The sequence below is a fragment of the Sediminicoccus sp. BL-A-41-H5 genome (genome assembly GCF_050632405.1).
GTDB lineage: Bacteria > Pseudomonadota > Alphaproteobacteria > Acetobacterales > Acetobacteraceae > Roseococcus.
In genome coordinates this window covers 2,735,405-2,756,857 of sequence record NZ_CP192601.1, presented here as the reverse complement: position 1 = coordinate 2,756,857, position 21,453 = coordinate 2,735,405, and the positions used below count along the sequence as shown (strand labels likewise).

28 protein-coding genes are annotated in these 21,453 nt (G+C 70.4%); 11 read left to right on the top strand and 17 right to left on the bottom strand.

Annotated features, from left to right (window positions below; translation table 11 throughout):
• Positions 1 to 10: 10 nt before the first annotated feature.
• From ACQ860_RS13555 to ACQ860_RS13535, 5 genes are read right to left on the bottom strand one after another with little or no spacing between them, the layout of a single operon-like run.
• Positions 11 to 847, bottom strand: a complete 837-nt coding sequence (locus tag ACQ860_RS13555; RefSeq protein ID WP_431305754.1) for a ParA family protein — start codon at positions 845 to 847, stop codon at positions 11 to 13.
• Positions 834 to 1,448, bottom strand: a complete 615-nt coding sequence (gene rsmG / locus ACQ860_RS13550) for a 16S rRNA (guanine(527)-N(7))-methyltransferase RsmG (RefSeq protein WP_431303880.1) — start codon at positions 1,446 to 1,448, stop codon at positions 834 to 836. Before rsmG ends, ACQ860_RS13555 begins: the two co-directional genes overlap by 14 nt.
• The gene (gene mnmG, locus ACQ860_RS13545; RefSeq protein WP_431303879.1) at positions 1,426 to 3,297 is read right to left on the bottom strand and encodes a tRNA uridine-5-carboxymethylaminomethyl(34) synthesis enzyme MnmG; all 1,872 of its coding nucleotides are present in this window, start codon (positions 3,295 to 3,297) and stop codon (positions 1,426 to 1,428) included. Before mnmG ends, rsmG begins: the two co-directional genes overlap by 23 nt.
• Positions 3,298 to 3,344: 47 nt before the next feature.
• Positions 3,345 to 4,637 carry a tRNA uridine-5-carboxymethylaminomethyl(34) synthesis GTPase MnmE gene (gene mnmE, locus ACQ860_RS13540; protein ID WP_431303878.1) on the bottom strand — a complete coding sequence of 431 codons (1,293 nt, stop codon included), beginning with the start codon at positions 4,635 to 4,637 and terminating at the stop codon, positions 3,345 to 3,347.
• Positions 4,634 to 4,987, bottom strand: a complete 354-nt coding sequence (locus ACQ860_RS13535) for a (2Fe-2S) ferredoxin domain-containing protein (protein ID WP_431303877.1) — start codon at positions 4,985 to 4,987, stop codon at positions 4,634 to 4,636. The genes mnmE and ACQ860_RS13535 overlap by 4 nt, the downstream gene beginning before the upstream one ends.
• 126 nt (positions 4,988 to 5,113) lie before the next feature.
• Between ACQ860_RS13535 and ACQ860_RS13530 the strand changes: the two genes are divergently transcribed.
• Together ACQ860_RS13530 and ACQ860_RS13525 are read left to right on the top strand one after the other, a co-directional pair.
• Positions 5,114 to 5,587 carry a methylated-DNA--[protein]-cysteine S-methyltransferase gene (locus ACQ860_RS13530; protein WP_431303876.1) on the top strand — a complete coding sequence of 158 codons (474 nt, stop codon included), beginning with the start codon at positions 5,114 to 5,116 and terminating at the stop codon, positions 5,585 to 5,587.
• 15 nt (positions 5,588 to 5,602) lie between these two features.
• Positions 5,603 to 6,577: a quinone oxidoreductase family protein gene (locus ACQ860_RS13525; RefSeq protein ID WP_431303875.1), complete on the top strand. Its 975-nt coding sequence runs from the start codon at positions 5,603 to 5,605 to the stop codon at positions 6,575 to 6,577.
• A 5-nt stretch (positions 6,578 to 6,582) separates the two neighbouring features.
• Here the strand turns inward: ACQ860_RS13525 and ACQ860_RS13520 are convergent, their stop codons facing one another.
• The 6 genes from ACQ860_RS13520 to ACQ860_RS13495 all read right to left on the bottom strand — a co-directional run bounded on the left by ACQ860_RS13520 (position 6,583) and on the right by ACQ860_RS13495 (position 10,946).
• Positions 6,583 to 7,320, bottom strand: coding sequence for a GNAT family N-acetyltransferase (locus tag ACQ860_RS13520; RefSeq protein ID WP_431303874.1), 738 nt, complete (start codon positions 7,318 to 7,320; stop codon positions 6,583 to 6,585).
• Complete coding sequence (locus tag ACQ860_RS13515) at positions 7,317 to 7,871, bottom strand: HD domain-containing protein (protein WP_431303873.1); 555 nt, start codon at positions 7,869 to 7,871, stop codon at positions 7,317 to 7,319. The genes ACQ860_RS13520 and ACQ860_RS13515 overlap by 4 nt, the downstream gene beginning before the upstream one ends.
• A 4-nt stretch (positions 7,872 to 7,875) precedes the next feature.
• Positions 7,876 to 8,121, bottom strand: a complete 246-nt coding sequence (locus ACQ860_RS13510; RefSeq protein WP_431303872.1) for a YMGG-like glycine zipper-containing protein — start codon at positions 8,119 to 8,121, stop codon at positions 7,876 to 7,878.
• A gap of 391 nt (positions 8,122 to 8,512) precedes the next feature.
• Positions 8,513 to 9,787, bottom strand: coding sequence for a transcription termination factor Rho (gene rho, locus ACQ860_RS13505; protein ID WP_431303871.1), 1,275 nt, complete (start codon positions 9,785 to 9,787; stop codon positions 8,513 to 8,515).
• A gap of 185 nt (positions 9,788 to 9,972) precedes the next feature.
• Positions 9,973 to 10,428, bottom strand: coding sequence for a protoporphyrinogen oxidase HemJ (gene hemJ / locus ACQ860_RS13500; RefSeq protein WP_431305753.1), 456 nt, complete (start codon positions 10,426 to 10,428; stop codon positions 9,973 to 9,975).
• A complete protein-coding gene (locus tag ACQ860_RS13495) occupies positions 10,425 to 10,946 on the bottom strand; it encodes a D-glycero-alpha-D-manno-heptose-1,7-bisphosphate 7-phosphatase (protein WP_431303870.1) in 522 nt (173 codons plus the stop codon). The genes hemJ and ACQ860_RS13495 overlap by 4 nt, the downstream gene beginning before the upstream one ends.
• Positions 10,947 to 11,012: 66 nt before the next feature.
• Here ACQ860_RS13495 and hisB point away from each other — a divergent pair, with 66 nt between their 5' ends.
• The 8 genes from hisB (at position 11,013) to ACQ860_RS13455 (ending at position 15,827) form a co-directional block, all read left to right on the top strand.
• Positions 11,013 to 11,618, top strand: coding sequence for an imidazoleglycerol-phosphate dehydratase HisB (hisB, locus tag ACQ860_RS13490; RefSeq protein ID WP_431303869.1), 606 nt, complete (start codon positions 11,013 to 11,015; stop codon positions 11,616 to 11,618).
• Positions 11,618 to 12,025, top strand: a complete 408-nt coding sequence (locus tag ACQ860_RS13485) for a DUF2628 domain-containing protein (protein ID WP_431303868.1) — start codon at positions 11,618 to 11,620, stop codon at positions 12,023 to 12,025. The genes hisB and ACQ860_RS13485 overlap by 1 nt, the downstream gene beginning before the upstream one ends.
• On the top strand, positions 12,022 to 12,666 hold the full coding sequence (hisH, locus tag ACQ860_RS13480; protein ID WP_431303867.1) for an imidazole glycerol phosphate synthase subunit HisH: 645 nt from the start codon (positions 12,022 to 12,024) through the stop codon (positions 12,664 to 12,666). Before ACQ860_RS13485 ends, hisH begins: the two co-directional genes overlap by 4 nt.
• Positions 12,663 to 13,250, top strand: a complete 588-nt coding sequence (locus ACQ860_RS13475) for a GNAT family N-acetyltransferase (RefSeq protein WP_431303866.1) — start codon at positions 12,663 to 12,665, stop codon at positions 13,248 to 13,250. The genes hisH and ACQ860_RS13475 overlap by 4 nt, the downstream gene beginning before the upstream one ends.
• Positions 13,247 to 13,981: a 1-(5-phosphoribosyl)-5-[(5-phosphoribosylamino)methylideneamino]imidazole-4-carboxamide isomerase gene (hisA, locus tag ACQ860_RS13470; RefSeq protein ID WP_431303865.1), complete on the top strand. Its 735-nt coding sequence runs from the start codon at positions 13,247 to 13,249 to the stop codon at positions 13,979 to 13,981. Before ACQ860_RS13475 ends, hisA begins: the two co-directional genes overlap by 4 nt.
• A complete protein-coding gene (locus ACQ860_RS13465) occupies positions 13,978 to 14,415 on the top strand; it encodes a GNAT family N-acetyltransferase (protein ID WP_431303864.1) in 438 nt (145 codons plus the stop codon). The genes hisA and ACQ860_RS13465 overlap by 4 nt, the downstream gene beginning before the upstream one ends.
• A gap of 102 nt (positions 14,416 to 14,517) precedes the next feature.
• Positions 14,518 to 15,288, top strand: a complete 771-nt coding sequence (hisF, locus tag ACQ860_RS13460) for an imidazole glycerol phosphate synthase subunit HisF (protein ID WP_431303863.1) — start codon at positions 14,518 to 14,520, stop codon at positions 15,286 to 15,288.
• Positions 15,288 to 15,827 (top strand): phosphoribosyl-ATP diphosphatase, encoded by a 540-nt coding sequence (locus ACQ860_RS13455; RefSeq protein WP_431303862.1) that lies wholly within the window; start codon positions 15,288 to 15,290, stop codon positions 15,825 to 15,827. The genes hisF and ACQ860_RS13455 overlap by 1 nt, the downstream gene beginning before the upstream one ends.
• A 56-nt stretch (positions 15,828 to 15,883) precedes the next feature.
• On the opposite strand, the gene ACQ860_RS13450 is transcribed toward ACQ860_RS13455, so the two are convergent.
• Complete coding sequence (locus ACQ860_RS13450) at positions 15,884 to 16,465, bottom strand: helix-turn-helix domain-containing protein (RefSeq protein ID WP_431303861.1); 582 nt, start codon at positions 16,463 to 16,465, stop codon at positions 15,884 to 15,886.
• Between the two features lie 28 nt (positions 16,466 to 16,493).
• On the opposite strand from ACQ860_RS13450, the gene ACQ860_RS13445 reads away from it, so the two are divergent.
• Entirely contained in the window at positions 16,494 to 16,700 is a 207-nt protein-coding gene (locus ACQ860_RS13445) for a hypothetical protein (protein WP_431303860.1), read from the top strand.
• Between the two features lie 169 nt (positions 16,701 to 16,869).
• Here the strand turns inward: ACQ860_RS13445 and ACQ860_RS13440 are convergent, their stop codons facing one another.
• From ACQ860_RS13440 to ACQ860_RS13420, 5 genes are read right to left on the bottom strand one after another with little or no spacing between them, the layout of a single operon-like run.
• The gene (locus tag ACQ860_RS13440; protein WP_431303859.1) at positions 16,870 to 17,844 is read right to left on the bottom strand and encodes an NAD(P)H-dependent glycerol-3-phosphate dehydrogenase; all 975 of its coding nucleotides are present in this window, start codon (positions 17,842 to 17,844) and stop codon (positions 16,870 to 16,872) included.
• Positions 17,837 to 18,652: a 23S rRNA (adenine(2030)-N(6))-methyltransferase RlmJ gene (locus ACQ860_RS13435; RefSeq protein ID WP_431303858.1), complete on the bottom strand. Its 816-nt coding sequence runs from the start codon at positions 18,650 to 18,652 to the stop codon at positions 17,837 to 17,839. Before ACQ860_RS13435 ends, ACQ860_RS13440 begins: the two co-directional genes overlap by 8 nt.
• A gap of 24 nt (positions 18,653 to 18,676) precedes the next feature.
• Positions 18,677 to 19,369, bottom strand: a complete 693-nt coding sequence (locus ACQ860_RS13430; RefSeq protein WP_431303857.1) for an SDR family NAD(P)-dependent oxidoreductase — start codon at positions 19,367 to 19,369, stop codon at positions 18,677 to 18,679.
• A gap of 2 nt (positions 19,370 to 19,371) precedes the next feature.
• Positions 19,372 to 20,826, bottom strand: coding sequence for an amidophosphoribosyltransferase (gene purF / locus ACQ860_RS13425; RefSeq protein WP_431303856.1), 1,455 nt, complete (start codon positions 20,824 to 20,826; stop codon positions 19,372 to 19,374).
• Positions 20,827 to 20,837: 11 nt separating this feature from the next.
• Positions 20,838 to 21,398 (bottom strand): CvpA family protein, encoded by a 561-nt coding sequence (locus ACQ860_RS13420; RefSeq protein ID WP_431303855.1) that lies wholly within the window; start codon positions 21,396 to 21,398, stop codon positions 20,838 to 20,840.
• Between the last annotated feature and the right edge of the window lie 55 nt (positions 21,399 to 21,453).

The window sequence follows — 21,453 nt, the reverse complement described above, 5'->3', positions numbered from 1 at the left end:
TCAACACGGATCAGGATTCGCGCTCCAGATCATTCTTCGCCAGCTCGCGCAGGCGGGCGCGGTGGCGGCGCAGGAACTCGGCGGCGAGGCGGGTATAGGCCTCGGCGCCGGGGGAGCGGGGGTCGTAGAAGGTGACGGGCAGGCCGTGCGACGGCGCCTCGGAGACGCGGACGTTGCGCGGGATCACCGTGTCGTACACCTGGGACTTGAAGAAGCCCCGCACATCCTGCGCCACCGCCTCGGCCAGGTTGTTCCGGCGGTCGAACATGGTCAGCACGATGCCGTCGAGGCGAAGCTTCGGGTTGAAGCCGGCACGGACGCGATCCAGCGTCTGGATGATCTGCGAGACGCCTTCGAGGGCGTAGAACTCGGCCTGCAATGGAACCATGACGGATTCGGCCGCCACCAGGGCGTTGAGGGTGAGCAGGCCGAGCGAGGGTGGGCAGTCGAGCAGGATCCACTCGACGCCCTTGAGCGTGCCGGCCCCCTTCTCCAGTGCGTCGCGCAGACGGGTTTCGCGTTGGGCGAGGTCCACCAGCTCCAGCTCGCCGCCGGCGAGATTCGGGTCGGCCGGGATGATGGAGAGGTTCGGGATGGCCGTCGGGCGGAGTACCTCGGCCAGCGGGCGGCCCTCGACCAGCATGGCGTAGCTACCGGCGCCACGGGCGGCGCGGGCGATGCCGAGGCCGGTGGAGGCGTTGCCCTGGGGGTCGAGGTCGATGAGCACGACGCGCTGCCGCGCGGCGAGTGCGGCAGCCAGGTTCACGGCCGTCGTGGTTTTGCCGACGCCACCCTTCTGGTTGGCGAGGGCCAGGATGCGGAAGGTGGCGGGGTCAGACACCGGCAGGGCGTATCTCGCTGAGGCGGAGGATGGTCGCTTGCGCGTCGGTGCGGCTTTGGAACCGCTCCGTCCGCATAAGCCAATGCGGCGCGGCGGCCGTCAACTCCGCCTCGGCATTCCGGCCCTTCAAAAATACCGCGACCCCGCCGGGTGCCAGGATTCGCCCGGCATGGCCGAGCAGATCGTTCAGTGGGGCGAGGGCGCGGGCCGTCAGCACCTGGATCCTCGGCAGGCGCGCGGCCTCGATTCGCGACGGGTGCACGCGCACATGGTTGAGGCCGAGCGTGCGGGCCGCCTCCATCAGGAAGGCGCATTTGCGCCGGTCGGATTCGACCAGGTGGGTCTCCTCTTCACGCCTGATGGCGATGACCAGCCCGGGTAGGCCGCCGCCTGAGCCGATATCCGCCAGCGGGCCGGGCGGCAGGAGGGGGAGCATCTGCCACGAATCCAGGATGTGGCGGTGCCAGGCCTCTTCCTCCGGTACGGCGGCGATCAGGTTGATCCGCGCGTTCCAGGCGAGCAGCAGGCGCAGATACTCCCGGAGTCGCGCCTCTGTTTCATGTGGAACATCAAGGCTGGGCTGATCAGGCTGTTTCACGTGAAACACCTCGCCGCAGATGCACCGCGAGTGCGGCGATGGCTGCCGGTGTGACGCCGGGGATCCGCCCGGCGCCGCCCAGGGTGGCGGGCCGGGCGCGCTGCAGGCGGTCCTTCATCTCGTTGGAGAGGCCGGCGATCTCGGCGAAGTCCACATCGGGCGGGATGGCGAGCGCTTCCTCGCGCTCCAGCAGGGCGCGCTCGCCCTCTTGACGGGCGAGGTATGGGCCGTAGAGCGCTTCGGCCTCGACATAGGCGCGAACCCGGCGCGGCAGGTCGCGCAGCCACGGGAAGAGGCGCTCCGCCGCCTCGCCGGACATGGCGGGCAGGGCCAGCGTGTCCAGCGCACTGCGCCAGCGGCCATCCTGGTTCACCGCGACACCCGCGGCGGCATAGGCGGCGGGCGTCGCCCCCTCGGTCCGGGCCCGGTGCAGCGCCTCCGCCACATCGGTGGCGAAGGCGCGGTGCAGGGCGGCGCGTGCCGGACCGACACAGCCCCAGGCGATGCCCTTCTCCGTCAGGCGCATCCCGGCATTGTCGGCCCGCAGGCTGAGGCGATATTCGGAACGCGCGGTGAGCATGCGGTAGGGCTCGCTCACGCCCTGCAAGGTCAGGTCATCCAGCAGCACGCCCAGATAGGCATCGGCACGGCTGAGCGTCGCGGGGGCAGGTCCGCCGCCCGCGACATGCGCAGCGTTCACGCCGGCCAGCAGGCCCTGGGCCGCCGCCTCCTCGTAGCCGGTGGTCCCGTTGATCTGCCCGGCCAGGAACAGGCCCGCCAGCGCCTTGCACTCCAGCGTCGGGCCAAGCGCGCGCGGGTCTACATGGTCATATTCGATCGCGTAGCCGGGGCGCAGGATCACGGCCTGCTCCAGCCCCGGGATGCTCGCGATCATCGCGCGCTGCACATCCTCGGGCAGGCTGGTCGAGATGCCGTTGGGATAGACCGTCGGGTCATCCAACCCCTCGGGCTCAAGGAAGATCTGGTGCCGCTCGCGCGATGCGAAGCGCACCACCTTGTCCTCGACCGAGGGGCAGTAGCGCGGGCCCACCCCCTCGATCCGCCCGCCATAGACGGCGGAGAGGTGCAGGCTGCTGCGAATGATTTCATGTGTGCGGGTCGTGGTGTGGGTGATGCCGCATTCCACCTGGCGATTGGTGATGCGCTCGGTCATCCAGGAGAGCGGCTCTGGCTCCGCGTCGCCCGGCTGCATCTCGAGGGTGGCCCAGTCGATCGTCCGCCCATCCAAGCGCGGCGGCGTACCGGTCTTCAGCCGCGCCAGCGGCAGGCCGAGGCGTTCCAGCGCCAACGCGAGGCCCACGGCCGGTTCCTCGCCCACACGGCCGGCCGGGATGCGCTGCTCGCCGATATGGATCACGCCACGCAGGAAGGTGCCGGTGGTGATGACCAGCGCGCCGCAGGCAATGCGCCGGCCCGTGCCGGTCACGACGCCCTGCAGGCGGCCCTCCGCGATCACCAGATCCTCGGCCGGATCACCCAGGATGGTGAGGTTCGCGGTCTCGGCCAGCAGGGCCTGCACCGCCTCGCGGTAGAGCCGGCGGTCGGCCTGGGCGCGCGGGCCACGTACGGCAGGGCCCTTGCTGCGGTTCAGCAGCTTGAAATGGATGCCTGCCGCATCCGCCGCGCGGCCCATCAGGCCATCCAGCGCATCCACTTCACGCACCAGATGCCCCTTGCCGACGCCGCCGATGGCCGGGTTGCAGGACATCTCGCCCAGCTTCGCCGGATCATGCGTCAGCAGCAGGGTCTGCGCGCCACAGCGCGCCGCGGCCGCCGCCGCTTCGCAGCCCGCATGGCCGCCGCCCACCACGATCACATCGAAGCGCATGTCCCACATGGCGCGGGCTATAGCAGCGCTCGCGCATCAACGCGATGCGCCGCGCATCACTTGCCGATGCAGAACTCGCCGAACACCACGTCCAGCACCTGCTCGACACCGACGCGGCCGGTCAGCCGCCCCAGCGCCCGCAGCGCGCGGCGCAGCGCCTCGGCCCGCAACTCAGGCAGACCGGCCTCTGGCAGGCGAGACAACTCCTCCGCCGCCTCGCGCAGCGCGGCGCGATGACGCGGGCGGGTAAGCACCGCGCCTTCCACCAGCCCTGCCCGCGCCGCAGCGGCCTTCTCCAGCGTCTGCCGCAGCGCCACCAGTCCCTCGCCGGAGCGCGCCGAGACCGGCAGCGCCCCAGCCAGCCCCGGATGCGGCAGGTCCGCCTTGTTCAGCACCACCAGCGCCTCCGGCCCACTCAGCGCGAGCGTTGCTTCATCGGGCGGCGCATCCGCGGCGAAGACCAGCAGCCGCAGATCCGCGCTCTCCGCCCGCGCCAGCGCCCGACGAATCCCCTCCCGCTCAATCTCGTCCACCGCCTCACGCAGCCCGGCCGTATCGGCCAGCGTCACCGGCACGCCGGCCAGGATCAGCCGCACCTCCACCACATCCCGCGTGGTGCCCGCCCGCGCCGAGACAATCGCCGCCTCCCGCCCCACCAGCGCATTGAGCAGCGAGGATTTTCCGGCGTTGGGCGCGCCCAGGATGGCGATGGTCAGCCCCTCCCGCAGCTTCTCGCCACGGTCCCCTTCGGCCAGCATGGCCTCCATCTCGGCGCGGAGTACGCCGGCATCCGCCTCCACCCGGGCATCGAGGTCGCCGGGAAGGTCCTCCTCCTCGAATTCGATGAAGGCTTCCTGCCGCGCCAGCAACTGTGTCAGGCGCTGCGCCCAGCCGGCATGGCGTTCGGCCAGCGCGCCCTCGGCCTGGCGCAGAGCCTGGCGCCGCTGCGCTTCCGTCTCGGCCGCGATCAGGTCGGCGATGCCCTCGGCCGCTGTCAGATCCAGCTTTTCATGCAGGAAGGCGCGCCGCGTGAATTCACCAGGCTCGGCCGGTCGCGCGCCCAGTGCCGTCAGCGCCTCCGCTACAGCCGCGATCACGGCCGGCCCGCCATGCAGATGCAGCTCCGCGCTGTCCTCGCCCGTGTAGCTGCCGGGCGCGGGGAACCAGAGCACCAGCGCCCGGTCCAGCTCCACGCCCTCGTGTCTCAGCAGCCTCAGGCTCGCCCGTCGCGGCGCCGGCAGCGTCCCGGCGAGCGCGGCCACCACCTCGCCCACGCCCGCCCCGGAAAGCCGCATCACCGCGACCGCGGAGCGCCCACCCCCCGTCGCCAGAGCGAAGATCACGCTCACGTCTTGGCCGGGGGCACGTCTTTCTCGGTCAGCATCAGGCGCCGCGCACGGCCGCCCGCCACGAGATGCGCCTGCAGCACCTCCTCCACATCCTCGCGGGTCTGGACCTGGTACCAGATGCCCTCGGGGTAGATCACCAGCGTCGGGCCGAACTCGCAGCGGTCCAGGCAGCCCGCCTGGTTGATCCGCACGCCCTTGAGGCCGAGCTCCTTGGCGCGCGCCTTCATGTAGTCGCGCAGCGCCTCGCTGCCGGAGGCGGCGCAGCTGCCGCGCTTGTGCCCGTCCGGCCGCCGGTTGCAGCAGACGAAGACATGCGCCTCGAAATAAGGCGGGGGATCGGCCTCGGCCATGCGGCCTCCTTGGGGTCAGGTTCTGTCCCCCATGTAGCAAGCGGGGACAGCGGGGGAAGGGAGGGGATGCTTGACGCCGGCCCCCTCTGGGTGCTGCATCCCGTCACGCGCGCAACATCGGGAAACATGCCGCAACTTTCGCTTCACACTCCGCTCGGCGAGGTCACCCTTTCGGAAGACGAAGGGGCCATTGTCGCGCTCGACTGGGGCCGCGGCAGCGAGCAGGAGGCCACGCCCCTGCTGCGTGAAGCGCGGGACCAGCTGCATGACTATTTCGACGGCAAGCGCGTGCAGTTCCAGCTGCCCCTGGCGCCGCACGGCACGCCCTATCAGCGCCGCGTCTGGTCCGCCCTTCGCGCCATCCCGGCCGGCGAGACGCGCAGCTATGCCGAGATCGCCCGCGAGGTCGCCTCGCACCCGCGCGCCGTGGGCCAGGCCAATGGGCGCAACCCGATTCCGATCCTCATCCCCTGCCACCGGGTGGTCGCGGCCAATGGTGCGCTGGGCGGGTATTCGGGCCTGGATGGACCCGAAACGAAGCGCTATCTGCTCGCTCTCGAGGCGCGAAGTCTGAACCTGCCCTTCCCCTCCCTCTTCTGAACCAGGAACTCCTCCATGAACCACGCCATCCGCGTCCATGAATACGGCGGCCCCGAGAAACTGATGTGGGAGGAGGTCCCCCTGCCGCACCCGAAGCCGGGCGAGGCGCTGATCCGCCAGAAGGCGGTGGGGCTCAACTACATCGACGTCTATTTCCGCACCGGCCTCTACAAGGCCCCCTCGCTGCCCTTCACCATGGGCATGGAGGGCGCCGGCGTCGTCGAGGCGATCGGCGAGGGTGTCACCGAGGTCGCGGTGGGCGATCGCGTGGCCTATGCCTCGGGCCCCATGGGCGCCTATGCCGAGGCGCGCACCAACAAGGCCGATCGCCTGGTGAAGATCCCCGAGGGCATCAGCTTCGAGCAGGCCGCCTCGATGATGCTGCAGGGCATGACGGCGCAGTACCTGCTGCGCAGCACCTATCGCGTGAAGGCGGGCGAGACGATCCTGGTCCATGCGGCCGCCGGCGGCGTCGGCCTCATCATGGTGCAATGGGCGAAGGCGCTGGGCTGCACCGTCATCGGCACCGTCAGCACCGAAGCGAAGGCCGAACTCGCCCGCGCCAATGGCTGCGACCATGTGGTGCTGGCCGGCGAGGACCTGCCGGCGGCGGTCAAGCGGATCACCGGCGGCGCCATGCTGCCCGTGGTCTATGACAGCGTGGGCCGCGACACCTTCACCGCCTCGCTCGACTGCCTGGCGCCGCTCGGCATGATGGTCAGCTACGGCAATGCCTCGGGCGCCGTGCCGCCCATCGACATCGGCATCCTGGCCGCGAAGGGCTCGCTCTACCTGACGCGCCCCACGCTCGGTTCCTACACGATGAAGCGCAGCGACCTAGAGCATGTCGCGGCTGAGCTGTTCGACGTGGTGAAGTCCGGCGCGGTGAAGCTGCAGATCAACCAGCGCTATGCGCTGAAGGATGCGGCCCAGGCCCATCGCGACCTCGAGGCCCGCAAGACCACGGGCAGCACCGTCCTGCTGCCGTAAGGCCCTTACCGCAGCACGAAGTAGCGGTAGCGATAGGCCTCCGTGAGCCCCAGCCCCGCCTGGAGCGCCACGGAGGCCGTGTTCGTGATGGCCACCTGCGCGAAGCAGGTCTCGGCCCCCAGCCCCTGGCCCCAGGCGGCCGCCGCCCGGATCATGCGCTGAGCCAGGCCGCGGCGCCGGAATTCCGGCCGCACTGCGAGGTCGAAGATGCCGGTGAAGCGCCCATCGCAGGTGGCCGACATGGCGGCGGCGGCCTGGCCCTCCTCCTCCAGCACCAGCCAGGCCGCGGGAATCGCAAAGAGTGGCACCGCCTCCTGCTTCTCGGCGCGCCGCGCGGCGGACTGGTATTCCACGGTGCCCAGCACGTCGAACCAGGTCGCGTCCGGGGCGTCGAGGATGCGGATGGCAGGGTCCGTCCGCGCCTCCACGCGCCCATGCGTGACATGGCTCTCATCGGCCTCCGCCCAGCCGCCCGCGCGCAGCAGCGCCTCCAATCCCGGCGGATCGAGCGGCGCGGAGCGGAAGCGCGGCGTCATGCCGAGGCGCTTGTAGTGTGCGGCGATGCGGGTCATGCGCTGCGGCAGCTCGGGATCGGGCGAAGGGTCGAGGCAGCAGGCCGCATTGGCCCGCCCCGTCCCGCCGAGGAAGCTGCGGACGACGAAGGGGCCGTCGAAGACGACGCGCGGCGAAGGCAGGGCGTTCAGCGTCGCCCGCTCCAGCGCGTGCACCAGGGCGAGGTTCATGCCGTGTTTCTCGCAAGCTCGATCATCGCGTTCCGGTAGGTCTGGTCGAACAGCGCCTCGAGCCCGGGGTTCACGCCCCGCAGCCCGGCGGCGACCCGTCCGGCCCAGCCGACATATTCGACGCGGCGCGCATGGTTCCAGTTGGCCGGCGGCGCGCTGACCATGGCGCGCAGGTTGGATATCTTGTCGGCCAGCTTCACCATCTTGGCGGCGGCGGATTTCTTCGGTGCCTGCGCGATCTGCAGCGCCTTGCGCGTCTCCTTGGGAAGGCTCTTGTCGTCGGACACCTCGGCGACGATCGCCGCGACCTCGGCGCCGAAGCGTGCGGCCAGGGCCTCGAGCGTCACCGGCTCGGGGTCATCGCTGCTGTCCTCCACCGTGTCATGCAGCAGCGCGGCCAGGATCGCCTCCTCCGGCGCGTCATGCTCGGCGAGGATCTGGGCCACTTCCAGCGGATGGTTGATGTAGGGCTCGGCCGCCGCACCCTTGCGGCGGTGCGTGGCATGGACGGCGGCCGCGAAGCTCGCGGCCGCCAGGATCTTCGCGCTCAAGCGATTACTTGTAGGCTCGCTGCGGCTGCTGCGGCGTCGTGATGAGGCCGGTTGCGGCACCCACCGCGCCGCCTGTCAGCGCACCAATGGCGGCACCCTGACCGCCGCCCGCGATGGCGCCGATCGCGGCACCCGCACCGGCGCCGATCAAGCCGCCGCCCGCGGCGCGCTGCGCGGGATCATTCGGATTGGTGCAGGCGCCCAGGGACAGCAGGGCGCAAAGCCCGATCGCCGTGAAAGCGTTTCGCATGGTCTGTTCTCCTTGTGTGGCGGCAACCGACCCGCCGCTCAGCGGGCTGAAGCTTCGCCGTTGCTTCCTTGCCATCCGATCAATTTCCCGGATGATTTGCAACGTCCCGCTGCCGGAACAGCGGGCCCAAATTCGGCCAGGGCCGCGTATAGCCATCGGACGGAACGCCCTGTGACGGCGCGCAGCCCGCGAGCGGGCTCAGCAACAGGAGCAGGGCGAATGCGACCTTCGGCATGGCGTGAGCCTGGCCATGCATTGCGGCGGGATCATGCCCGGCCGCGCCCGATTTTCGCACGATGCATGGCGGGGCCCGGCCCCGCCATGGCGCAGATCACGTGTTCATCGCGTCACGCCGGAGGCGTGCCGAGCCATGCTGATGCGACGAACACCCTCAGGTGTTCATCGCGTCAAAGAAGTCCTGGTTCGTCTTGCTGTATTTCAGCTTGTCCAGCAGGAACTCCATCGCGTCCTGCGTGCCCATCGGGTTCAGGATGCGGCGCAGCACCCACATCTTGCTGAGCGTGCCGCGATCCACCAGCAGCTCTTCCTTGCGGGTGCCGGACTTGGTGATGTCGATGGCCGGGAAGACGCGCTTGTCGGAGAGCTTGCGGTCCAGGATCAGCTCGCTGTTGCCGGTGCCCTTGAACTCTTCGAAGATCACCTCGTCCATGCGGCTGCCGGTGTCGATCAGCGCGGTCGCGATGATGGTCAGCGAACCGCCTTCCTCGATGTTGCGCGCCGCGCCGAAGAAGCGCTTCGGCCGCTGCAGCGCATTGGCGTCCACGCCACCCGTCAGCACCTTGCCCGAGGAGGGCACCACGGAGTTATAGGCACGGCCCAGGCGCGTGATGCTGTCGAGCAGGATCACCACATCCCGCTTGTGCTCGACCAGGCGCTTGGCCTTCTCCAGCACCATCTCCGTCACCTGGACGTGGCGCGTCGCCGGCTCGTCGAAGGTGGAGGCCACGACCTCGCCCTTCACCGTGCGCGCCATGTCGGTCACTTCCTCCGGCCGCTCGTCGATGAGCAGCACCATGAGAAACACGTCGGGGTGGTTCGCCGTGATGGACTTGGCGATGGATTGCAGCATCACCGTCTTGCCGGTGCGCGGCGGTGCGACGATCAGCGCGCGCTGCCCCATGCCGATCGGCGCGATGAGATCAATCACGCGATGCGTGTTGTCCTTCTGCTGCCCCTTCGGCACCTCCGGCTGGCCCTCGACCTCCATCTTCAGGCGACGGGTCGGGTAGAGCGGCGTCAGGTTGTCGAAGTTGATGCGGTGGCGCAGGGCTTCCGGCGGCTCGAAATTGACCGCGTTCACCTTGAGCATGGCGAAGTAGCGCTCGCCATCCTTCGGCGCGCGGATCTGGCCTTCCACCGTGTCGCCGGTGCGCAGGCCGAAGCGGCGCACCTGGGCGGGGCTCACATAGATGTCGTCGGGGCCGGGCAGGAAGTTCGCCTGCGGGCTGCGGAGATAGCCGAAGCCGTCGCTGAGGATTTCCAGCGTGCCTTCGCCATAGATCGCCTGGTCGTTGTCGGCGAAGGTCTTGAGGATGGCGAACATGATGTCCTGCTTGCGCAGGATGGAGGCGTTCTCGACGCCCAGCTCCTCCGCGAAGGCGAGGAGTTCGGGCGGCGTCTTCGCCTTGAGTTCAGAGAGGTGCATGCAGCATCCGGAGTGTGGATCGTGGGGAAGACGCCGGGGGCAATGGGATGGGCCCCGCAATTCGTGCCGCGCGCATGGGCTTCGGCGAATTCGGCGATCGGAAGGGAGGGATCGGCCCAGGGAGGGCCGACCCCACTAAACTAGGGAGCCCGGAACGCCCCGTCAACGGTTCCGGACAGGCGGCCTCAGAAGGGCTTCACGATCACCATGATGACGATGACGATCATGAGCAGCGTCGGCACCTCGTTCATGTAGCGCCAGTGGCGCTGCGGAAACAGGCGCTCATCCCGCTCGAAGGCCTTGCGGTGCTTCGCCAGATACATGTGGAACCACGTCATCGCCAGCACGCTGAGCAGCTTCACGTGCCACCAGCCCGAGGTCCAGGAGACGACGCCGGGTGTGGCGACCAGCATCAGGCCCAGCAGCCAGGTGGCGATCATGCTGGGGTTCATGATGCCGCGCAGCAGGCGGCGCTCCATGGTCTTGAAGCGCTCATGCTCCGGCCCGCCGCCGGCCGGGATCTCCGAGTGATAGACATAGAGGCGCGGCAGGTAGAACAGCCCCGCCATCCAGGCCATGACCGCCATGAGATGGAAGGATTTCACCCAGAGGTAGGCGGGGGCGAGGAATTCCAAGGTCAGGTTCCCTTCAGGATGGCGGCGACGAATCCATCCAGATCATCGCCGGGAAAGAGGTGGCCGGGAATCCCGGCCGCGCGCGCGGCCTGCATGTCGGTCTCGCGGTCGCCGATCAGGAAGCTGCCCTCCCGCCGCAGCGGGAAATGCGCGAGCCAATCCTCGATCATGCCGGCCTCCGGTTTGCGGCGGGGGCTCGGGCGGCGGTAGCGCGCATCCTCGGCCGCCGGGTGGAAGGGGCAATAGGCGAAGCCGTCCAGCCGCGCGCCGGCCGCCCGGGCCTCGCTTGCCATCCAGTGGTGCAGCCGGCCGATCGCGGCCTCGTCGTAGTAGCCCCGCGCCACGCCCGCCTGGTTGGTGACGATGCAGACGGCCAGCCCCGCCGCGTTCAGGCGGCGCAGCGCGGCCATGACGCCGGGCACCCAGCGCACCTCCTCGATGCGGTGCGGGTAGCCGGTATCCTCGATCAGCACGCCGTCACGGTCCAGGAAGGCGCAGGGGCGCCGTTCATCCATCGGTTCCATGGCCTTGCCGATAGCATGGCCCTCTGGTGCTGGTCTTCTCACGCCGGGAGGATTAGAGGTGCGGCCATGCAGCCCGTGACCCGCCGCGCCGAGATTGCCCGCAAGACCGCCGAGACCGACATCACCGCCCGGCTCGACCTGGACGGCGCCGGCCGCGCCGAGATCGCGACCGGCATCGGCTTCCTTGACCACATGCTGCACGCGCTCACGCGCCACGCCCTGCTGGACCTGACGCTCCATGCCCAGGGCGACCTGCATATCGACTTCCACCACACGGCCGAGGATTGCGGCATCGTGCTGGGCCAGGCCATCAAGGCCGCGCTGGGCGAGAAGCGCGGCATCACGCGCTTCGGCCAATGCCTGATGCCGATGGACGAGGCGCTGGCGGAATGCGCCATCGACATCTCGGGCCGCCCCTTCCTCGCCTGGAGCGTGACCTTCACGCGCGACAAGGTGGGCGAGATGGATACGGAGCTCTTCGAGGAGTTCTTCCGCGCCCTGGTGATGAACGCGGGCCTGACCTGCCACATCACCCAGAAGGCCGGCACCAACGCGCACCACATCGCCGAGGCCTGCTTCAAGTCCTTCGCCCGCGCACTGCGCATGGCGGTCGAGCCCGACCCCCGGCAGGCCGGCGCCATTCCCTCCACCAAGGGCGTGCTGGAGGGGTGATGCGGAGCTGGACCGTCCACCTCCCGCCTGGCGCCGCGCGCGGCTCGGTGCCCGCCACGGGCATCAGGCAGGCGCCGGTGCTGATCCCGGAGGGGTTCTCCTTCTGGGCCTTTCTCTTCGGGCCCTTCTGGCTGTTCCGCCACCGCGCCTGGCTGGCCGGGATCGCGGTGCTGATCGGCCTCGTCGTGATCAACCTGCTGCCTGACCCCTATGGTATCGCGGCCGCCCTCGCCGCGCATCTGCTGCTGGGCTTCCAGGGCCAGGATCTGCGCCGCTGGACGCTCGGGCGCCGCGGCTGGACGCTGGCGCATGTCGTCCAGGCGCAGAGCGCGGATGGCGCGCTGGCCCGCCTGCTCCAGGCCGAGCCGCGCCTCTTGCCGCTCTATGCCGGGGAGGCCGGACGATGAGGGTTTCCGTCATTGATCCCGGCTCGGGCAACCTTGCCTCCGTCTGCCGCGCGCTGGAACATGCGGCCCCCGGCCCCATCACCGTCGAGATCACGCGCGAGCCGGAGACGCTGATCCACGCCGACCGCATCGTGCTGCCCGGCCAGGGCGCCTTCGCCGCCTGCCGCGCCGGGCTGGACGCGCTGGAGGGCATGGTCGGCGCGCTCTACGAGCAGGTGCGGGTGCACCAAAAGCCCTTCCTTGGCATCTGCGTCGGCCTGCAATTGCTGGCGGAGCGGGGCCTGGAGCATGGTACCACCCCCGGCCTCGCCTGGCTGCCCGGCGAGGTGGCGGAGATGGATCCCCGCGCGCCTGACGGCAGCCCCCTGCCCCTGCCGCAGATGGGCTGGAACGCGCTCGACTTCACGCCCGGCTCGCACCCGCTGCTGGAAGGACTGCTCCCCGGCGACCACGCCTATTTCGTGCATTCCTACGCCTGGCGCGGCGGCGAGGCGCGTGATGTGCTGGCCACCACCGACTATGGCGGCCCGGTTCCGGCCATCCTCGGGCGCGGCAACGTCGTCGGCACGCAATTCCATGTCGAGAAAAGCGCGGCCGTCGGCCTGCGCCTCCTCGCCAATTTCCTGCGGTGGACCCCATGATCCCCGATCCGGCCGTAGCCCACCGCCTGGAGGTGGAGCGGGTGGACATGCTCGACCCGCATGACCTTGCCGATCTTTGCGAGGCGACCAACGCCGCCATCGTGGAAGGCGGCGGCTTCGGCTGGGTGGAGGCGCAAAGCCGCTCCGCCCTCGAGCGCCATTTCCGCGGCGTGATGCTGGTGCCCGAGCGCGAATTCTTCATCGCGCGCCTGGATGGCCAGGTGGTGGGCAGCGCGCAACTGGTCCGCCCGCCGCGCAACAACGAAGCGCAGGGCTTCGCCGCCCAGCTCACCCACGCCTTCATCGCGCCCTATGCGCGCGGCTTCGGCCTGGCGCGGCTGCTGGTGCGGCGCGTGGAGGAACGCGCGGCCGCCATGGGCATCCGCGTGCTGAACCTCGATGTGCGCGCGACGCAGGAAAGCGCCATCACGCTCTTCGAGCGGCTGGGCTATGTGCGCTGGGGCACGCACCCCGCCTATGCGCGCGTGGGCGGCGAGACGGTGGCCGGCTTCTTCTACTATCGCCTGCTGGAGCCGCAGCACGGCCGCAGCACGGCGGACGCATTGGGACAGATCAAGACGTGAGCGGCTTCACCCTCTACCCCGCCATTGACCTCAAGCAGGGCCGCGTCGTGCGGCTGCAGCGCGGTGACATGGCGATGGCCACCATCTACGCGGAAGACCCGGCCGAGCAGGCCTGCGCCTTCGCGGCCCAGGGCTTCCCATGGCTGCACGTGGTGGACCTGGACGGCGCCTTCGCCGGCAAGCCCGCCAATGCCGAGGCGGTGGCGCGCATCCTCGCCGCCAGCCCCAACCCGGTGCAGTTGGGCGGCGGCATCCGCAACATGCCGACGGTGGAGGCCTGGCTGGAGGGCGGCGTCACGCGCGTCATCCTCGGCTCCGCCGCGGTGAAGGACCCGCAATTCGTGCGCGAGGCCTGCCGGCATTTCCCGGGCCGCGTCGTCGTCGGCATCGACGCCCGCGGCGGCATGGTGGCGACCGAAGGGTGGGCCGAGACGAGCACGCTGCCGGCGCGGGACCTCGCGCTGCGCCTGGAAGACGCGGGTGCGGCCGCCATCATCTACACCGACATCGACCGCGACGGCATGCTGAGCGGGGTGAATGTCGAGCAGACGCGCACGCTGGCGCTCGCTCTGGAGACGCCGGTCATCGCTTCGGGTGGCGTCGCCTCCATCGCCGATATCGAGGCGCTGAAGGCGGTGGCGGCGGATGGCATCGCCGGCTGCATCCTGGGCCGCGCGCTGTATGACGGGCGGATCAACCCGGCCGAGGCGCTGGCGCTGGCGGCGGCGTGATCCGCACAGCCGTCCACGCCGACCTGGCGGGGATACTGGACCTCTACCAGCACCTGAACCCCACCGACCCGCGCGTGACGGAGACGACGGCCGCCCCGGCCTGGGCCGCGATGCTCGGCTCCGACCTCATCCGCCTCTTCGTCGCGGAGGAGGACGGGCTCCTGGTCTCCAGCTGCACCCTCGTCATCGTGCCCAACATCACGCGCGGCGCGCGCAGCTATGCCGTGATCGAGAATGTCGTCACCCATGCCGGGTATCGCGGGCGCGGCCTCGGCCGGGCCGTGCTGGCGGCGGCGGTCGAGGCGGCCTGGTCGGGGGATTGCTACAAGGTGATGCTGGCCACCGGCTCGCGCCAGGGCTCGACCTGGAGCTTCTACGAAGGGGCCGGCTTCACCCGCGCGACCAAGACGCATTTCGAGATGCGCCGCGCCTGAGCCTCCACCGTCGCCAAGGCGTCGCTTGACGCACCGCCAAAAACGCCGCAATCGCCTCACTCCGGGATCATCTGGATGCCTGGACAAAGCTGGGATTCATCCGTGCTCGCGCTCCGCATCATCCCCTGCCTCGACGTGAAGGAAGGCCGCGTCGTGAAGGGCGTGAACTTCGTCTCGCTGCGCGACGCCGGCGACCCGGTGGAGCAGGCCCGCGCCTATGACGCGCAGGGCGCGGATGAGCTGACCTTCCTCGACATCGGCGCCACGCATGAGAACCGGGACACGATGTATGACGTCGTCTCCCGCACCGCGGCGCAGGTCTTCATCCCGCTGACGGTGGGCGGCGGCGTGCGCAGCGTGGAGGATATCCGCAAGCTGCTGCTCGCCGGCGCCGACAAGGCCAGCATCAACAGCGCCGCCGTGGCCGAGCCCGAGCTGGTGCGCCGCGCCGCCGAGGCCTTCGGCAGCCAGTGCATCGTCGTCGCGGTGGACGCGAAGAAGGTGTCGGACGGCCGCTGGGAAATCTTCACCCATGGCGGCCGGCGCGAGACGGGGCTGGACGCGGTGGACTGGGCGCGCCGCATGGCGAGCCTCGGCGCGGGTGAGATCCTGCTGACCTCGATGGATCGCGACGGCACCAAGCAGGGCTTCGACCTCGACCTGCTGCGCCGGGTGACGGCGGCGGTGCGCGTGCCCGTGGTGGCCTCGGGCGGTGTCGGCGCGCTGGACCACTTCGTCGAGGGTGCGCGGGCCGGCGCCACCGGGCTGCTGGCGGCCAGCGTGTTTCATGATGGCGTGTTCCGCATCGAGCAGGCCAAGGATGCCTTGGCGGCGGCGGGCCTGCCCGTGCGCCGCGTCCGGGAGATGGCGTGATGGCGAAGGCCACGAAGAAGAAGGCGGCCGCCAAGGCCCCGAAGGCGGCAAAGACCGTCAAGGCCGGCAAGCTGCCGGTGCCGAAGAACATCCCGGCGAAGAAGACGCGCATCCCCAAGGCCGTGCTGAAGGCCGAGGCCGCGCATCTCAAGCCGCTGGTGCTGCCCGAGGATGGCGATGCGGCCGTGCTGGATCGCCTCTGGGCCACCATCGAGGCGCGCCGGCAATCCGGCGACGTCGCCACCTCGCACTCCGCGCGGCTGATCGCGCGCGGCACGCCCAAAGTGGCGCAGAAGCTGGGCGAGGAGGCGGTGGAGCTGGTGATCGAGGCGGTGGCCCGCAACCGCGCCGCCACCATCAGCGAGTCGGCCGATGTGCTCTATCACCTGATGCTGCTGCTGGTGGATGCCGGCATCACGCCGGGCGAGGTCTGGGCCGAGCTGCGCCGGCGCGAGGGGATCTCCGGCATTGCCGAAAAGGCCTCCCGCGCCCGGCCCAAGGCGCTGCTGGCCATCGCGCAGACGACGAAGCTGCCCTGACGGGTCGGATCCTCCTCGGCGGTATGCCGAGGAGGTGATTCGGCCCCGCTTCTGTCTCAACGCCGGCTCAGCGTCACGACGTAGCGGCAATCCTCCGTCGTCGAGGGGTTGTGGAATTCGCAATCGCGTGGCGTCGTCAGGTCGTAGGCGAGCGCATCGCCGGGCCCGAGGGTGGTTTCCTCCTCACCCTCGCGGATCACCAGCGCCCCTGTTTCCAGCCAGACCACCTGCCCCCGGAGGAGGCGATAGGACGCCGCCGGATAGGCGATCCGCGCGCCGGGCGGCAATTCCACCTGGACCAGCTCCGGCTCGGCGCCGGGCGGTGAGATGGCGCGGCGGCGATAGCCGGTGCCGGGATCGGTCCAGAGCTGCTGCGTGGCGGCGCGGGAGACGCGGCCGCCCCCCGCATCGCCCTCGGCGCGGGCCAGCAGGGCTGAGATGGTGAGGCCCAGCGCGCCGGAGAGACGGCCGAGCAGGGCGGCGGTCGGGCTCGCCTCGGCGCGCTCGATCTTGCTGATCATGGCGCGGGAGACGCCGGATTTGGCGGCCAAGGTGGCGATGGACCAGCCCCGCGCCTCGCGCTCGCGCCGGATGCGGCGCGCGAGGAGGTCATCCAGCTCTGTCATCATGGTGGACATGAAACCATTTTAGTGGAAGATGCGAAGCATGACCAGCATCGGCCACAATGGCGGTCCGCCGCTCGAGGATGAAGGCACCGCCTGGCGTGGCTGGGTCTGGCGCCGCGCCCACAAGAAGGCCTGGAAGACCCCGCCCCGCGAGATCGCGCTGCGCCGCCTGGCCCGCACGGAGGAGCTGGGCATGACCTACAAGGAATACACGCTGGAAATCCTGGAGCGCGGCAAGTTCCTGTGAGGCAGGGCCAGGCAGCGACCGTCGAGGAAGCGCCCTCCCTCCATGGCTCCGGGCGCACAGCGCCCGGCGCCGCCCAACCGGACGCCTGGCCCCTCACACCAGCCGCGCGGAGCGCGCGCTTCGTGCGAACAGCCCGCCTGCGGCGCGACGCGCCGGAGGGCGGGAAAATCTATTCCCCCCGAAGCGGCCGGGCCATCAGCGCGGCGAGCGCGCCCTGCACATCCAGGCGCCCCTGCAGCATGGCCACCACCGCCGCGCAGATCGGCAGCTCCACCCCGGCCCCTTGCGCGCGCTCCAGCAAGGCTGGCGCGGTGGCGATACCCTCGGTCACGCCCGCGCGGCCGGCCAGGGCCTGGGGCAGCGTCATCCCCCGCCCCAGCGCGAAGCCGAGCGAGGCGTTGCGGCTGGAATTCCCCATCGCGGTCAGGATCAGGTCGCCCAGCCCCGAGAGCCCCGCCGCCGTCTCCGCCTTGCCGCCCAGCCCGACCACGAGGCGCGACAGCTCCGCCAGCCCGCGCGTGATCAAGGCCGCGCGCGCATTCTCGCCCAGCCCCGCCCCCGTCGAGATTCCGGCCGCGATGGCCAGCACGTTCTTGGCCGCGCCGCCCAGCTGCACGCCCAGCACATCCGCGCTGCCATAGAGCCGCAGCGCCTGGCCCGAGAGCAGCCCCTGCGCGGTGGCGACCAGCGCCGCATCCCGCGCCGCGACCACGCTGGCCGCCGGCAGCCCCGCCGCCACCTCATGCGCGAAATTCGGGCCCGAGAGGACGCCGCCGGTCAGGTCCGGCCGCGCGTCGGCCAGCACCTCCAGCGGCAGGCGCAGCGTATCCGCCTCCAGCCCCTTGCAGACCAGCAGCAGCGGCGGCAAGCCGCGGGGCAGCCCCGCCAGAACGGCACGCAGCGGCTGCATCGGCACGGCGAGGATGCCGAGCGCAGCACCGCCCGGCGCGGCGTCATGCGTCACTCGCAGCGCCTCCGGAAAAGTCGCGCCCGGCAGCAGGCGCGCATTCACGCGCGTGCGCTGCATCTCCTCGGCGCGCGCCGCATCGCGCGCCCAGAGGGTGACGCCATGGCCCAGCCGCGCCGCATGGATGGCCAGCGCGGTGCCCCAGGCGCCGGCGCCATAGACGATGACCTCACTCATCGGCGATCCGCGTCAGCGCCCATCCGGCGCCCTCCTCCGCTGACAATTCCATGCGCAGCGCCTCCAGTATGGCGCTGGCCGCCGCCTCGAAGCCATAGGGCGGGTTCACGACGATGAGGCCGCAGCCGTTGAGCCGCGCCGCATCCAGCGGCTCGCGCAGATGCAGCTCGGCCGCCACCACGTCCCGCACGCCGGATTCCGCCAGCGCCGTGTGGAAGGCACGCACCGGCGCGCGGCCCTTGATGGGATACCACGCCGCCTGCACCAGGCCGCGCGCGCGGCGCGAGACCTCGGTGATCGCTGCCGTCAGGCGCTCATATTCGCCCGGTTGCTCGAAGGGCGGGTCCATGAGGACGAGGCCGCGCTTCTCCGGGAAGGGGGTCAGCGCGCGCACCGCCTCGAAGGCGTCGCGCCTGTGGACCGCCACGCGGCTGTCACGCCGGAACAGCGCGCGCAGTGTCGCGTGGTCCTCCTCATGCAGCTCGACCAGCGCGAGGCGGTCCTGCGGGCGCAGAAGTGCCGCGGTCAGGGCGGGCGAACCCGGATATCCCCCATCGGCCCGTACCAGATCGAGGTAGTCGGCCAGCGGCCCCTCGGTGATGTGAAGCAGCCGGCCGATCCCCGCGCGCCATTCCCCCGTGCGCTCAGCCTGGTTGCTCGCCAGGTCATAGCGGCCGATGCCGGCATGGGTGTCCAGCACGCGGAAGGCCGCCGGCTTGCGCGCCAGGGCGCGCAGCAGCCAGACGAGCAGCGCGTGCTTCATGCAGTCGGCGAAGTTGCCGGCGTGGAAGGCGTGGCGATAATTCATGGCTCAGCCCCCGGATGCCGGGCGTCAGATGGGCAGCGTCGCCCCATGCGCGAAATCCTGCCCGAGCAGGGCGAGGATCGCCGTCCCCACCTCCTCCGGCTGGCGCAGCTTCGCCGGGTCCTCGCCCGGAAAGCCGGCCGCGCGCAGCTTGGTGGCGACCGGGCCCGGATCCACCAGCGCGACCTTGAGGGGCGAGCGCGCCACCTCCGCCGCCCAGCAGCGCACGAGGTTGGCCTGCGCCGCCTTGGCGCTGCTGTAGAGGCTCCAATAGGCCGTCGGCTCTTCCGCATGCACGTCGTGCAGGAAGAGCGCGCGGCCGGCGGGGGCCGCGCGCAGCGGCGGGTCGCAGGCGCGGATCAGGCGATAGGCGGCGGTGGCGTTCACCGCCAGGCTCTCGCTCCAGTCGCGCGGCGGGATGTGCCCGGCCGGCGTCAGCTTGGCCAGCAGGCCCGCCGCATGCACGAGGATATCGAGCCGGCCGAAGCGCTGCACGATGGAGGGCCCCAGCATGTCGAGCTGGTCGGCCTCCTTGATGAAATCCAGCGGCAACAGCGTCGCCGTCCCGCCCGCCGCGCGGATCATGTCGTCGGTCTCTTCCAGACCGCCCTGGCTGCGTGCCATGAGCACGACATGTGCTCCGGCACCCGCCAGCGCCAGCGCCGTGGCGCGGCCGATCCCGCGCGAGGCGCCGGTGATGAGCGCAACCTGTCCCTTCATGCTCAGGCGCCCGCCTTGAGCAGGCTGCCGCGCGCCTCGGTGTTGTCGGTGCGGTCGGTCAGCGGGATCGCGTATTCGCCGGTGAAGCAGGCGTCGCAGTAGGCCGGCGCGGCGGGGTCGCGCCCCTCGCGGCCGAGGGCGCGATAGAGCCCGTCCAGCGAGATGAAGGCCAGGCTGTCCACGCCGATCAGCTTGGCCATCGCCGCCAGGTCATGCTGCGCGGCCAGCAGTTCGGAGCGCTCGGGCGTGTCGATTCCGTAGAAGCAGGAATGCGTGGTGGGCGGCGAGGAGATGCGCATGTGAACCTCGGCCGCGCCCGCCTGGCGTACCATCTCCACGATCTTCTTCGAGGTGGTGCCGCGCACGATGCTGTCATCCACCAGGATGACGCGCTTGCCTTCGATCATCGCGCGATTGGCGCTGTGCTTGAGCTTCACGCCGAGATGGCGGATCTGGTCCGTCGGCTCGATGAAGGTGCGGCCCACATAGTGGTTGCGGATGATGCCGAGCTCGAAGGGAATGCCGGCCTGCACGGCATAGCCCATGGCCGCCGGCACGCCGCTGTCGGGCACCGGCACCACCACATCGGCGGCCACATGGCTCTCACGCGCGAGTTCGGCACCGATGCGCTTGCGCGTCTCATAGACCGGCGTGCCCTCGACCACGGAATCCGGCCGGGCGAAGTAGATGTATTCGAAGATGCAGAAGCGGTTCGCTTCCTTCGGGAAGGGCTTCACCGAGCGGATGCCGGAATCGTCGATCACCACGACCTCGCCCGGTTCGATGTCGCGCACGAATTCGGCGCCCACGATGTCCAGCGCGCAGGTCTCGCTCGCCAGCACCCAGCCATCGTTCAGGCGGCCGAGGACGAGCGGCCGCACGCCCATCGGGTCGCGCGCGCCGATGAGGCCGCCATTGTGCAGCGCCACCAGCGAATAGGCGCCCTGCACCTGCTTCAGCGCGTCGATCAGCCGGTCCAGCACGGTGGAATAGAGGCTGATGGCGATGAGGTGGACGAAGACCTCGCTGTCCGTCGTGGACTGGAAGAGGCAGCCGCGGCGCACCAGCGCGCGCTTCAGCACGGCGGCGTTGGTGAGGTTGCCGTTGTGGCCGACGGCGAAGCCGCCGAACTCGAAATCCGCGAAGAGCGGCTGCACGTTGCGCAGCGCCGTCTCGCCCGTGGTGGCGTAGCGGTTGTGGCCGATGGCGGTGCGGCCGGGCAGGCTCGCCATCACCTTGGCATCGCCGAAGATGTCCCCCACCAGGCCCAGGCCCTTATGGGCGTGGAAGTGGCCGGCGTCGTCCAGGGTGACGATGCCCGACGCCTCCTGCCCGCGATGCTGCAACGCGTGCAGGCCGAGCGCGGTGAGTGCCGCCGCATCCTTGTGCCGCCAGATCCCGAAGACCCCGCACTCCTCGTGGAACTTGTCGTCGTCAGAGGCGGCGGGAAGGGGCATGGGAGTGACCTTCAGCTTCGGTTGCGGGCAGGCGGACGCATCAGGTCCTCCTGCGTGGGCACGCGGCGTTCCGGTGGGGCTGCGATGCGGGGGCGATACTCCTCCGGCATCAGGCCGACAACCCACCGTGCCCCATCCACCACATAGGGCAGCGAGCGCGCCTCCTGCACGGGCTCGGGCCAGCGCTCGATGGCGGGGACGAAAAGCCCCGCGAGCACATAGGCCAGGACCGCGATGAAGGCGCCGCGCGCCAGACCGAATATGGCGCCCAGCGAGCGATCCACACCCCCCAGAGGGCTGCGCTGCACGCTGCCCGCCAATGCGTGAATCAGGAGCTTCAGCACCACCAGCACGATGAGGAAGACACCGCCCACGGCGACGCCATCGGCCAGCCAGTCGGGCTCGATCGTGCCGGCCATCAGGGGCCGGAGGTGGTCGAGCAGGGCGAAACCGGCCAGCGCGGCGCCGATCCAGGCGGCGATGCCGAGGAATTCCCGCACGAAGCCGCGCAGGAACGACAGGATGGCGGAGGCCACCATCACGAGGAGAAGGATGCCATCCGCCCAGGTCATGCTGCAACGCCATGTAGCGGGGGCGGTGATTCCTGTCACCTGATCCGCCTGCCGC

Coding starts and splice junctions, on each gene's coding strand:
- mnmG (WP_431303879.1), bottom strand. CDS start 3,297: ATGTGGGACATGCGCTTCGATGTGATCGTGGTGGGCGGCGGCCATGCG.
- ACQ860_RS13535 (WP_431303877.1), bottom strand. CDS start 4,987: ATGGCCGAGGCCGATCCCCCGCCTTATTTCGAGGCGCATGTCTTCGTC.
- ACQ860_RS13530 (WP_431303876.1), top strand. CDS start 5,114: ATGCCGCAACTTTCGCTTCACACTCCGCTCGGCGAGGTCACCCTTTCG.
- ACQ860_RS13525 (WP_431303875.1), top strand. CDS start 5,603: ATGAACCACGCCATCCGCGTCCATGAATACGGCGGCCCCGAGAAACTG.
- ACQ860_RS13520 (WP_431303874.1), bottom strand. CDS start 7,320: ATGAACCTCGCCCTGGTGCACGCGCTGGAGCGGGCGACGCTGAACGCC.
- ACQ860_RS13510 (WP_431303872.1), bottom strand. CDS start 8,121: ATGCGAAACGCTTTCACGGCGATCGGGCTTTGCGCCCTGCTGTCCCTG.
- rho (WP_431303871.1), bottom strand. CDS start 9,787: ATGCACCTCTCTGAACTCAAGGCGAAGACGCCGCCCGAACTCCTCGCC.
- ACQ860_RS13495 (WP_431303870.1), bottom strand. CDS start 10,946: ATGGAACCGATGGATGAACGGCGCCCCTGCGCCTTCCTGGACCGTGAC.
- hisB (WP_431303869.1), top strand. CDS start 11,013: ATGCAGCCCGTGACCCGCCGCGCCGAGATTGCCCGCAAGACCGCCGAG.
- ACQ860_RS13485 (WP_431303868.1), top strand. CDS start 11,618: ATGCGGAGCTGGACCGTCCACCTCCCGCCTGGCGCCGCGCGCGGCTCG.
- hisH (WP_431303867.1), top strand. CDS start 12,022: ATGAGGGTTTCCGTCATTGATCCCGGCTCGGGCAACCTTGCCTCCGTC.
- ACQ860_RS13475 (WP_431303866.1), top strand. CDS start 12,663: ATGATCCCCGATCCGGCCGTAGCCCACCGCCTGGAGGTGGAGCGGGTG.
- ACQ860_RS13455 (WP_431303862.1), top strand. CDS start 15,288: ATGGCGAAGGCCACGAAGAAGAAGGCGGCCGCCAAGGCCCCGAAGGCG.
- ACQ860_RS13450 (WP_431303861.1), bottom strand. CDS start 16,465: ATGTCCACCATGATGACAGAGCTGGATGACCTCCTCGCGCGCCGCATC.
- ACQ860_RS13445 (WP_431303860.1), top strand. CDS start 16,494: ATGACCAGCATCGGCCACAATGGCGGTCCGCCGCTCGAGGATGAAGGC.
- ACQ860_RS13440 (WP_431303859.1), bottom strand. CDS start 17,844: ATGAGTGAGGTCATCGTCTATGGCGCCGGCGCCTGGGGCACCGCGCTG.
- ACQ860_RS13435 (WP_431303858.1), bottom strand. CDS start 18,652: ATGAATTATCGCCACGCCTTCCACGCCGGCAACTTCGCCGACTGCATG.
- ACQ860_RS13430 (WP_431303857.1), bottom strand. CDS start 19,369: ATGAAGGGACAGGTTGCGCTCATCACCGGCGCCTCGCGCGGGATCGGC.
- purF (WP_431303856.1), bottom strand. CDS start 20,826: ATGCCCCTTCCCGCCGCCTCTGACGACGACAAGTTCCACGAGGAGTGC.
- ACQ860_RS13420 (WP_431303855.1), bottom strand. CDS start 21,398: ATGACCTGGGCGGATGGCATCCTTCTCCTCGTGATGGTGGCCTCCGCC.